Below are 10,818 nucleotides of genomic sequence, written 5' to 3' on the forward strand. Positions count from 1 at the left end.
GCGAAGAAAGAGGTAGGACATGACGGAACTATCGCTAGTAGGAGTATCGAAAATATTCGGTAATTCTACGGTAGTTGACAATGTGTCTGTAACAGTAAAACCAGGTGAAGTGCATGTTCTCCTTGGTGAAAATGGTGCGGGCAAGTCAACAGTTATTAAGATGATGAGTGGCATTTATCAGCCAGATAAAGGTCATATTGAGATCAATGGTGAAACAGTGCGAATTCCTAATGTGGATACTGCTCGCAAATTGGGCATTGCTGTGATTCACCAAGAGTTAAATTTGGTGCCAGAACTTTCTATTATGGAAAATTTGTTCCTTGGTATGCTTCCTACGAAAGCTGGTTTTGTTAGTCGGGCGACGATGCGTGCTCGTGCGGAATCTGCATTGCAAGTTATCGGTTTAGATGAAGATGTCAATAAGCCAATGGGACAACTTGGTGTAGCTCGTCAACAAATGGTAGAAATAGCCAAAGCACTTATGCAACATGCATCTATCCTTATTCTTGATGAACCAACAGCTGCTCTAACAAAACCAGAATGTGAACAGTTATTTAACATTATGGAAGATTTAAAATCCAAAAATGTTGGAATGGTGTTTATTTCTCATCATTTAGATGAAATTGCGCGTATTGGTGATGTTGTAACTGTACTTCGCGATGGCAAATACGTCGATACTGTTGATGCGCAAGTTCCTGAGAAGGAACTTGTAAAACTCATGGTAGGTCGTGATATTACAAATCAATTCCCTCATGGCAAACGTAGTCAAGGCAAAGAGCTGCTAAAAGTAGAAGGCTTAACGCGAAAAGGTACGTTAGAAAATGTATCCTTCAGCGTTCATGCTGGCGAAGTTGTGGGTCTTGCAGGTTTGGTAGGTGCTGGTCGTACCGAAGTTCTTCGTACAATATTTGGTGCAGATAGTTATGATTCAGGTTCAATAACTGTTGATGGTAAATCTATTGCGAAAGCGAATATTGCAGGAAGCATCGCAGCTGGTCTTGGTTTAGTCCCAGAAGATCGTCGAGTACAAGGGTTGATTCTTGAAGCATCTGTTGCAGAAAATTTGGGAATTTCTACATTAGTTCCTACAGCACATGCGGGATTTGCGGATTTGAAAGGGCAGCGTACTCGCGAAGAAGAAACTGCAAAAAAATTGCGTATTCGTATGGCAAACATTGATCAACTCGCTGGTTCGCTATCTGGCGGTAATCAACAAAAAATCGTGTTCGGCAAATGGTCTATGGCGAACGTGAAAGTGCTATTGCTGGATGAGCCTACTCGTGGTGTTGATGTTGGTGCTCGTGTAGAAATTTACGAGTTGATTAACAGTATCGTAGAAAATGGAGGTGCTGTGCTGATGGCATCCTCAGATTTGCCTGAAGTGCTTGGCATGTCAGATCGCGTATTGGTGATGTCGAACGGCAGAATCAGCGGTGAATTAGCTGCAAGCGAGGCTACGCAGGAAAGTGTGATGGAACTTGCAGTGACTCACCTTAATACATCTGGTATTTGAGCATACGGGAATGAGTAAAACCTTACTGCTTTCAATATGAAACTGATATATGAGCCATATTGAAATCTTAAAAATTAAAGTTACCAATCAAACGTAAAACTTGCATACAACAATTTATTGCACACAGCAGTGCAGTGAGTTATAGCAAAATTTGTTAAAGGAGTATAAATTATGGCTGCTACGAGTAGTGCAAAATCTGAGCATTTGGGATACGGTTCAGTTGATAAAGGATTTTTGCCTGCAGCGAAAAAGTTTGCGTCACGTAATGGCGCTCTTATCGGCTTGATTATCTTGTGTGCTGCGCTTTCGTGCGCCACGCCAGCATTTTTGACAAGTATGAATATTCTCAATGTGGGTATTCAAGCTGCGACAGTTGCTATTTTGGCATTCGGTCAAACCTTTGTCATCGTGTCCGCTGGTATTGATTTGTCAGTAGGTGCGGTGGCTGCAATTTCTAGCATGTTGGTTGCGTATACAGGCGTTTCTATGGGGTTGCCGCCAGTGTTAACTGTTGTTGTAGGTATAGTAACCGGTGCGCTTTTTGGTCTTATTTCAGGTGTTGCGAACGCTTTTCTTAAGTTACCATCGTTTATTGCTACATTGGCAATGATGTCTGTTGCGCGTGGACTTACCCTTGTTGTTTCAGACGGTCGTCCTATTTCCACCTCAGGCATGGTGAATTTCTTTGGTGCCAACATATTAGGTATTCCAATGCCAATCGTGATGATGATTATCATGGGTGTTATTGCTGCAGTAATACTGAACTTCACCACTACTGGTCGTTCTATGTATGCTGTTGGTGGAAATATGGAGGCCTCTCGCCTTTCTGGTATCAATATTCATAAAACACAAATTATGGTGTTTATTTTTTCCGGTATTTTCGCTGCCATCGCTGGTTTAGTTATTGCCGGTCGTTTACATTCCGCTCAGCCTCAGGCTGCCACTGGCTATGAAATGGATGCTATTGCTTCTGTTGTTATCGGTGGTGCTTCGCTTTCAGGCGGTAAAGGTAAGATTTCTGGCACTTTCGTAGGAGCAATTTTGCTGGCTGTAATTCGTAATGGCTTGAATATTTTGAATGTTTCCTCCTTCTGGCAGCAAGTAGTTATTGGTTTGGTTATTGCCTTTGCTGTGAGCCTTGACACTTTGCGCCGCAAGGAAGATACGCACTAACAGCAAATTAATACTTTTTATAAACTTGATCTTCTCGTAGGAAGGAGGTGAATCTTGCAAATGTTGATTCGTAAGTGGCGAGTAATCAATATTTTCAGCAAGAATTGAAACGATTTGGAATATTATAACTGAACTTTATAACTCAAAACTACGTAACAATAAGGTAAAGAGATGGTGAAACATCAGCCTTATGTCACTGCAACATTGTGGATTTATCGAACTAAAAACTTGCGGTAGCACAGGGCAATAATCAAAGGAGATATGATGAATTATCCAATTATGCGTCGAGGCGTAAAGATTGCTTGCGCGGTTGCAGCAGCATCTGCACTTATTGTCAGCATGAGTGCATGTGGTAGTACTAATGGTGGCGATAAAGTCGCATTGCTAGTTTCTACTTTGAACAATCCGTTCTTTGTGGATTTACGTGATGGTGCCCAAGCTGAAGCAAAGAAACTTGGTGTTGATTTGCAAGTTTCCGACGCTCAGAATGATTCTGCAAAGCAGCAGGATCAAGCGCAGAATGCTCAATCACAAGGTGCAAAAGCTGTTATTATTAACCCTGTAGATTCTGATGCTGCTGGTCCTGCAGTTGCCCCGTTGCTAAGCGCGAACTTGCCTGTGATTTCTGTTGACCGTTCTGTAGCTGGTGAAAAAGTTACTTCGCATATTGCTTCCGATAACGTTGCTGGTGGTGCTCAGGCTGCTGACACGCTAGCTAATAGTATGGGCGAAAAGGGTGAAGTTTTGGTTTTGCAAGGTATTCCTGGAGCGGCTTCTACTCGCGACCGTGGCAAAGGATTCAAAGATCGTATTAAAAAATATTCAAATATTAAAGTTGTAGCAGAACAAACTGCTAACTTTGACCGTGCTGAAGCATTAAATGTGGCTACTAATTTGTTGCAATCGCATCCGAATGCAACTGGCATTTACGCCGAAAATGACGAGATGGCATTAGGTGCCATTCAAGCATTAGGAGCTAAAGCTGGTAAAGAAATTAAAGTAGTAGGTTTCGATGGCACTGCTGACGGTATGAAAGCTATTAAAGCCGGCACAATGGCTGGAACAATTGCTCAGCAGCCAAAGGAACTTGGTCGTTCTGCCGTTGCTGCTGCTGTAAAAGCTATTAAAGGGCAAAGTGTTCCAAAGACTGAGCCAATTACTGTGAAAACAGTGACAGTAAAGAATGTGGGTGATTTTGAGTAATACATATTTGCATAAAACTATGTAATTCTGTGTATAAACATTAGAGTTTATGTTGAGTAGTTTTATGGATTAATATAGCTAATGCAAAATTTATATGGCGCTGAGAGCATTCATGATGCTTTCGTGAAAATAATTGTAACAGTAAAATTTATTAATACCGTATGATTTAGCGTTCTCAACGCCATTGTTTTCTTATTAAGATTTTTATCATATATGTTCGTAGTGGCGCATTTGTTATAAAGGTGATGATCATTGTTGATGTCACTTTCATGAGCCACGATATGGGGTGAATTATGTTAACTCATGGTATTTTGAACGCACAATTAGCAGCTGCTATTGCAAAATTGAGGCATAAGGATCAATTTGTTGTTTCTGACTGTGGCTTGCCTGTCCCAGCTGGCGTAGAAGTTATTGATTTAGCCTTGGTTTTTGGAATACCGCGATTTCCTGATGTGCTTGCATCAATAAAGGACGATCTTGTTCTTGAGTCTGGTATTATGGCGGAAGAAGCTTGTGATGATGTTCCAGAAACATGGGTCAAGGATTTGCTTGGTGTGCCATTGACTTATGTGCCTCATGATGGCGAACAAGGATTTAAGGCTCTTGTTTCGCAAGCTAAATTCGTGATTCGAACGGGTGAGACTACTCCGTATTCTAACGTGTTGCTGCGTTGTGGTGTTCCATTCTAAGCTTTGTTTTGCGCAATATTTAGGGAGAATTATGTGTAGTTATCATATGCTTGACTCGTTGGAGAGTTTAGAAAAGATTAAAGTCATTCAGCCTGTTAACGTGGCTTTGCAACATGAGACATTGCCTGCGTTACGAAATATGAAGATGCCTACTGTAGCGATAGTTGGTTCTATGAATGCGGATTATACTATTGTTGCTAATCGTCTTCCTATGCCTGGTGAGACCATTAAAGGTGACGAAATACGAATACTGCCTGGAGGTAAGTCAGGTAATCAGGCAGTATCTGCTGCAAAGCTTGGTGCGCACGTATGTATGTTCGGTGCTGTAGGTAATGATGCTAATGCTGATTTTCTTACTGGTGCTTTGCGAGAATCTGGTGTTGATACGACGTATGTACGTCATGTACCCAATTGCAACAGTGGTGCAACAGTGATTACAGTGGATGCGCAAAGTGGCGAAAATACTATTGTTTATGCGCCTGGATCTAACTCGCAAGTTGATATTGATTATATTCAGTCGTCATCTGTGCAAGCTGCTATTACTAATGCAAAAGTATTAGGGCTTTGCTTGGAAAGTCCATTAGAATCGGTTACGATGTGCGCTCGCTTAGCACATGAGCATGGCGTAAAAGTTTTGCTTAATAATTCGCCTTTTTTGGATACATTACCGCGAGATCTTATACGATCTGCAGATATCTTACTGGTTAATGAGCATGAAATGGCACAGCTATTGCATATTTCAGAACCAGATAGCGGTGATTGGGATTCATTTGATTGGAAGCATACGCTTCATGCAATGCATGAGTTTGGCTTTAATGAGGCAATAGTAACACTTGGCTCACGTGGGTCTATGGTTTTGGATTATGCGGATAATTCGGTGCATCGAATTATGTCTCAGCATGTCAATGCCGTTGATACTACGGGTTGTGGCGATGCTTTTATGGGTACTGTGCTTGCGTGTTTGTCTGTGGATATGCGGTTGGTTGATGCAGCGTCACTTGCTTCTTATGTAGCTGCATATGCTGCTACTGGATTTGGTGCACAAGCTTCTTACGGTACAGTTGCTCAAATTCGTCAATTTTTTCACTTGTAAGTAGGTGATGCATGCATAAATTGTAAGTATATTCAGTTGACGTTCGCGCCTTGCCGATGTACAGAATTTTGACATTCTTCTAAAACTGTGTAATATGCTATAAAAACCAAAAAGCAGTTGGCTGATTTTAGTCACTACAATCAGCCTTACTGCTTTTTACTATATTTACAGTCGCTTTGACGAATTTCCATGTATGCACGAATTTCGCCTAAGCACATTTTTATCTAAAAGGAGGTGTCACTATGAGTGGCATGAAATATGCAATGATCGGTTCGGGAGCTATGGGATATCGCTATGGCGTTTTGTTGCAGGAAACGGCTGGCATTCATGTTGATTTCATTGATGCCTGGGATGAAAATGTGAATAAAGTTCGCGAGCAAGGCGGAGTAATGGTGAGCCGCGACCATGAAAACCGTCATTTAGTGCCGATTAATATGTATACGCCTGAAGATTATGATGGCGATCCAGACGTGTGGATCGTGTTTATGAAGCAGATGCAGCTTGCGGAAATGTTGGAGCGTTGTAAGCATTTGTTTAAAGAGCATCAGGTTGTGTTTGCTGCTATGAATGGTTGGGGTCATTTCGAAAAGTTGCAGCAATATTTCCCGGATGACCATATTTATGGTGGAACTGCAATGATTGCAACCGTTTTGAACGGTCCAGGCGACGTTGATTTTATTGGTAAAGTTGGCGTTGGAACAATGAATATGTGTGCGTTGAACGAGCAGGTGAGCGATGTTGAGCTTGCTATGCGAGACGACTTTAAAGCTGCAGGCTTGAATCCTACTATTACGGAAGATTTTAAGGGTACGTGCATGGCGAAGGTAGTTTTCAATTCTGTAGTTAACACTTTGTGCACAATGTATCAGATTCAAATGGGCCAGTTTATTTCGTATCCTGGGGCTATGGATATGGCTCGACAGCTTATTAATGAAGCGTACGACGTGTGCGATCGTGCCGGAATTCGTATGGTTAATACGCGTCAGCAGGAGTTGGAGGCTATCGATTACGTAAGTCGTGTTGCAAATCCTCTGCACTATCCTTCTATGTACCAAGATATGAGTCGCGGACGAAAGACTGAAGTCGATTACATCAACGGATATATTGCAAAGCTCGGTCGCGAAAATGATTACGTTTGCCGCACTCACGAATTCTTAACGCACGGAGTTCATCTGGCGGAACTCGCGTTCAAGCTTCATAATCAGCAATAATTTAGAGAGTATTCCTATAGCTCTTGCAATGAATGAGAAGGAGGCGCGGCTCGCGGTTTTTACTGCGGGCCGCTTTTTATTATCCGCGCGTAACATCTAATATGCTGATAAAATTTAGAGTCTAAAATCATAAATACCATTAAATAAATAAAATTATTTGTAATAAATAAAACTGTAATAAAAATACTTATTAACGTAAATTAATGGGGATTAAATGACTACTTTTGACAGAGCAAACTTGCCAGAATCAGTGCGCACAAACGGCGCTACGCCAAACCCTTGGTGGGCGAATGCAGTAGTGTATCAGATTTATCCGCGAAGCTTCCAGGATACGAACGGTGACGGAATCGGCGATTTGAAGGGAATCACTTCGCGCCTCGACTATTTGGCTGATTTAGGCGTTGATGTGCTCTGGCTTAGTCCTGTTTACAAGTCTCCGCAAGACGATAACGGTTACGATATTTCCGACTATCAAGATATCGATCCGCTTTTCGGAACTTTGGAAGATATGGACGAACTGCTGGCTGGAGCTCACGAGCGCGGTCTTAAAGTTGTGATGGATTTAGTAGTAAATCACACTTCTGACGAGCATGCTTGGTTCCAGGCTTCTAGGGATGCTTCTAGTGACTACGCGGATTGGTATTGGTGGAGGCCGGCGCGTGAAGGTTGTGTGCCTGGTGAGCCGGGTGCGGAGCCAAATAAGTGGGGCTCGTATTTCGGCGGTTCCGCGTGGACTTACGATCCGAAGCGCGGAGAATACTTCCTTCATCAGTATTCGCCAAAGCAGCCAGATTTGAATTGGGAAAATCCTGCGGTTCGCGCTGCCGTGTACAAGATGATGAATTGGTGGATGGATCGCGGAATTGACGGCTTCCGCATGGATGTGATTACGCAAATTTCCAAGCATGTTGATTCTGAAGGTCGTTTGCCTGGGGAAGTTGGCTGCCAGATTGAAGATTTGCCGGCTGGTGCTGACGGCTATTCTTCTCCATTCCCGTTCTGCTCGGATGGTCCTCGTTTAGACGAATTCTTGCGTGAGATGCGTGCAAAAGTTTTCGAGGGGCGCGAAGGTTTCTTAACTGTTGGTGAAGCTCCGGGAATTTCTCCGCACCGTAATACTTATATTACTGACCCTACTCACAGTGAACTCGACATGTTATTCCTGTTCAATCACGTGGATATCGATTGCGAAAACGGCACTAAGTGGAACCCTGTGCCGCTAAAGCTTACGGAATTAAAGCGCGTGATGGCAGAGCAACAGCAAGCGGTAGCGGATGCTGGTTGGGCAAGCTTGTTCTTTAATAATCACGATCAGCCGCGTGCGCTTTCTCGCTGGGGTAGTGAGGCTAGCGAGGAGATGCGTGTGCGCTCTGCTAAGGCGATTGCCATGCTTCTTCACATGCATCGTGGTACCCCTTACGTGTACCAAGGCGAGGAAATAGGCATGACTAACGCGCACTTTACTCGTCTCGAGCAGTATCGCGATTTGGAAGCGTTGAATATGTTTAAGCAGCGCGTAGAAGAAGCGCATATTCAGTCTGCTGAGTCGATGATGGATGCGCTCGCAAAGCGCGGTCGCGACAATTCTCGAACTCCAATGCAGTGGAATGCTTCTAAATATGCGGGATTTATGCCTTTTAATGTTTCGTCGCAAAATAACGCAGAGCCATGGATTAGTGTGAATCCTAACTATGTGGATATTAATGCAGCTGAGCAGATGGAAGATTCTGATTCCGTTTACGCTTTTTACAAGTATTTGATTGCTTTGCGCCATTCGGAGCCGATTGTTTCTGCTGGCTCTTGGAATTTGGTCGATGCGGATGATGAGTGCGTGTACGCTTTCGTGCGCGAGCTTAAATCTGATTGCGAAAAGCAGGATGACTCTGCAGAGACTGCTGCGAAATCTAATGCGGAATCTACAGAACGCATGCTCGTAATGGTTAATATGACTGATTCAACCGTGCCTATACCTACGCAGAGCGCGCAATTGTTGCAGAATCGCGCCTCTAACGCTTTTGTGGGGCGTGACGTAATGGTTACAACTTACGACGTGAATCACGCGCTTACATCGCTTAAAAACGGTACGCTTGCGCCTTGGGAAGGTATAGCTGTTACTTTGCAATAATCACTTTGCAATAGTTTCGTCTACTAATTTTGGCAGAGCTTTCGCAATATCTTCGCGAATAATATGCTCTGCCAAATAGTCGTATTGTGTAGAGCCCAAGTTCATTATCGTAATAGGCACTCCTGCACGCGCGGCTAACGGTACGAGGCTGGCAGCTGGAAATACTTCTAACGTGGAACCAATAACCCACAGCTCGTCCGCTTTAACTATTGCTTGCGCGCTGCGTTCCATAGCGCCTTCCGGAAGCGCTTCTCCAAAATATACGACGTCTGTTTTGATTAAACCGTTGCAAGGCATATTTCCGCGGTACGGCAGAGCGCGCCTGCAATGCGGATCTGGATGATCGTCTAAATCTGCCATAATATCGGCTGTTTTATAGCTCGCGTGGCAGCTCATGCAGTGTGAAGTTCCAATGCTTCCGTGCAAATTCACTATAATGTCTGGGTTATTGCCAGCTTTTTCGTGAAGTGCGTCGAAGTTTTGGGTGGCGATTAAATCTAGCATTCCAGCTTTCTCAAGTTTTACAAGTGCCTTGTGTGCTGTTCCTGGCTGAGCGTTCCAAACAGGTGACTCTTTTTGCCAGCACCAAGAGTAAATGCGTTCTTCTTCACTGCTTAAAAACGCGTCTATATCGTAAACACTCATTTGCTCTGGGTGCTTAGTCCATACGCCATCTGGGCCGCGAAAATCAGGAATGCCAGCGCTTGTGGAGATTCCTGCTCCGGTTAGTACAACAATATGGCGTTTGCTGTTCGATTGCTTGTTGCCCATTCTTCTGCTCCTTCTTTTTATTAATGTCTGTTAATATCCTATTCTTATTTTCTTATTTTCTTCTTTTTATGCGCTTTACGCTTTTTGTGTTTTTATGTGCTTTGTATTCTTTATAAAAGTTTATTTAATAAGTATCTATTTATATAGGTATTTCTTATTTCATAAATAGAGCTCAGTATTTTGCGTGTACTGCTGCTGAGTTTGCGCGAGCGTTGTAAAGCAAGCGCTACCGCATTAAGCTCACTTTAAGTTAATCTTCTTTGGTCGTCAGATTACGCTTTCTTAATTAGTTTAAAGAAAGCGTAATCGTTTGCGCGCTTGCGCGGAAAGCACACTGTGCTTTCTGCATAAGCAAGCGCTACCGCATCGGGTTGCTTTTCGCGCTACGCTTTAAGCGAAAAGCAAGTCGATGCGACACTCCCGGTTTTGAGGTTTTTGGGGCTATTTTTGATTATTTTTTGTTGGTTTTGATTATTGTTCCTGGTTCTGTGTTGGTTTTTGGGTGCTTTTTCGCGATTTTCGACACGCCGGTGTTTTGGCTTGTTTTCAATGGTTTTGGGGTGTTTGTTTTTGGTGGGTTTGCGTTTTAGCGTGGGTTGGTGTAAGTTTATCTCTTGCTGCTCAGCGCGGCTGGTTCTCCTCGGTTGAGGTTGATGAGCCGGCTGGTGTGGTGGTGGTTTGAGAACTCAAGAGCGTGTCTGTACTACTTATTAGTTAATTATTGCCAGTTCATTGCCTGCCTTGCAGATTGCAGGGTGCCTGAGAGATGGTTAAATGGTGGTGAGGTTTTTTGTTGGGATGTTCTTTCCTTAAAGAATGTCTCGTCTTTTTCTTTTTAATATTGGAGCCTTTTGTTGGCTCTTCATTGAAGTTTTTCGTGGAGGGTTCGATTCTGGCTCAGGATGAACGCTGGCGGCGTGCTTAACACATGCAAGTCGAACGGGATCTGACCAGCTTGCTGGTTGGTGAGAGTGGCGAACGGGTGAGTAATGCGTGACCAACCTGCCCCATGCTCCAGAATAGCTCTTGGAAACGGGTGG

9 protein-coding genes and 1 rRNA gene are annotated in these 10,818 nt (G+C 43.4%); 9 read left to right on the forward strand and 1 reads right to left on the reverse strand.

Features of this window, described 5'->3' with window-relative positions; genetic code table 11:
• Positions 1 to 19 precede the first annotated feature (19 nt).
• From AC1EK3_RS05330 to AC1EK3_RS05360, 7 genes are all read left to right on the forward strand, one after another.
• Entirely contained in the window at positions 20 to 1,513 is a 1,494-nt protein-coding gene (locus tag AC1EK3_RS05330) for a sugar ABC transporter ATP-binding protein (RefSeq protein ID WP_480033029.1), read from the forward strand.
• Between the two features lie 171 nt (positions 1,514 to 1,684).
• Positions 1,685 to 2,686, forward strand: a complete 1,002-nt coding sequence (locus AC1EK3_RS05335; protein WP_480033028.1) for an ABC transporter permease — start codon at positions 1,685 to 1,687, stop codon at positions 2,684 to 2,686.
• Positions 2,687 to 2,950: 264 nt separating this feature from the next.
• Positions 2,951 to 3,889 carry a D-ribose ABC transporter substrate-binding protein gene (locus AC1EK3_RS05340; RefSeq protein WP_480033195.1) on the forward strand — a complete coding sequence of 313 codons (939 nt, stop codon included), beginning with the start codon at positions 2,951 to 2,953 and terminating at the stop codon, positions 3,887 to 3,889.
• 293 nt (positions 3,890 to 4,182) lie between these two features.
• Entirely contained in the window at positions 4,183 to 4,578 is a 396-nt protein-coding gene (gene rbsD / locus AC1EK3_RS05345) for a D-ribose pyranase (RefSeq protein WP_101885802.1), read from the forward strand.
• Between the two features lie 46 nt (positions 4,579 to 4,624).
• A complete protein-coding gene (locus tag AC1EK3_RS05350; protein ID WP_480033194.1) occupies positions 4,625 to 5,671 on the forward strand; it encodes a ribokinase in 1,047 nt (348 codons plus the stop codon).
• A gap of 242 nt (positions 5,672 to 5,913) precedes the next feature.
• Positions 5,914 to 6,882, forward strand: coding sequence for a ketopantoate reductase family protein (locus AC1EK3_RS05355; RefSeq protein ID WP_004119821.1), 969 nt, complete (start codon positions 5,914 to 5,916; stop codon positions 6,880 to 6,882).
• A gap of 214 nt (positions 6,883 to 7,096) precedes the next feature.
• Positions 7,097 to 9,007 carry an alpha-glucosidase gene (locus AC1EK3_RS05360; RefSeq protein ID WP_480033027.1) on the forward strand — a complete coding sequence of 637 codons (1,911 nt, stop codon included), beginning with the start codon at positions 7,097 to 7,099 and terminating at the stop codon, positions 9,005 to 9,007.
• Here the strand turns inward: AC1EK3_RS05360 and AC1EK3_RS05365 are convergent, their stop codons facing one another.
• On the reverse strand, positions 9,008 to 9,778 hold the full coding sequence (locus AC1EK3_RS05365; RefSeq protein ID WP_480033026.1) for an SIR2 family NAD-dependent protein deacylase: 771 nt from the start codon (positions 9,776 to 9,778) through the stop codon (positions 9,008 to 9,010). It lies immediately after the preceding gene.
• A gap of 535 nt (positions 9,779 to 10,313) precedes the next feature.
• On the opposite strand from AC1EK3_RS05365, the gene AC1EK3_RS05370 reads away from it, so the two are divergent.
• Positions 10,314 to 10,460, forward strand: a complete 147-nt coding sequence (locus AC1EK3_RS05370; RefSeq protein WP_162861153.1) for a hypothetical protein — start codon at positions 10,314 to 10,316, stop codon at positions 10,458 to 10,460.
• 192 nt (positions 10,461 to 10,652) lie between these two features.
• A 16S ribosomal RNA gene (locus AC1EK3_RS05375) occupies positions 10,653 to 10,818 on the forward strand; the annotation flags it as partial.

Source organism: Gardnerella sp. C0026F2 (assembly GCF_056590715.1).

Bases quoted from the DNA above. Each gene is read 5' to 3' on its own strand.
- AC1EK3_RS05330 (WP_480033029.1), top strand. From the start codon at position 20: ATGACGGAACTATCGCTAGTAGGAGTATCGAAAATATTCGGTAATTCT.
- AC1EK3_RS05335 (WP_480033028.1), top strand. From the start codon at position 1,685: ATGGCTGCTACGAGTAGTGCAAAATCTGAGCATTTGGGATACGGTTCA.
- AC1EK3_RS05340 (WP_480033195.1), top strand. From the start codon at position 2,951: ATGAATTATCCAATTATGCGTCGAGGCGTAAAGATTGCTTGCGCGGTT.
- rbsD (WP_101885802.1), top strand. From the start codon at position 4,183: ATGTTAACTCATGGTATTTTGAACGCACAATTAGCAGCTGCTATTGCA.
- AC1EK3_RS05350 (WP_480033194.1), top strand. From the start codon at position 4,625: ATGCTTGACTCGTTGGAGAGTTTAGAAAAGATTAAAGTCATTCAGCCT.
- AC1EK3_RS05355 (WP_004119821.1), top strand. From the start codon at position 5,914: ATGAGTGGCATGAAATATGCAATGATCGGTTCGGGAGCTATGGGATAT.
- AC1EK3_RS05360 (WP_480033027.1), top strand. From the start codon at position 7,097: ATGACTACTTTTGACAGAGCAAACTTGCCAGAATCAGTGCGCACAAAC.
- AC1EK3_RS05365 (WP_480033026.1), bottom strand. From the start codon at position 9,778: ATGGGCAACAAGCAATCGAACAGCAAACGCCATATTGTTGTACTAACC.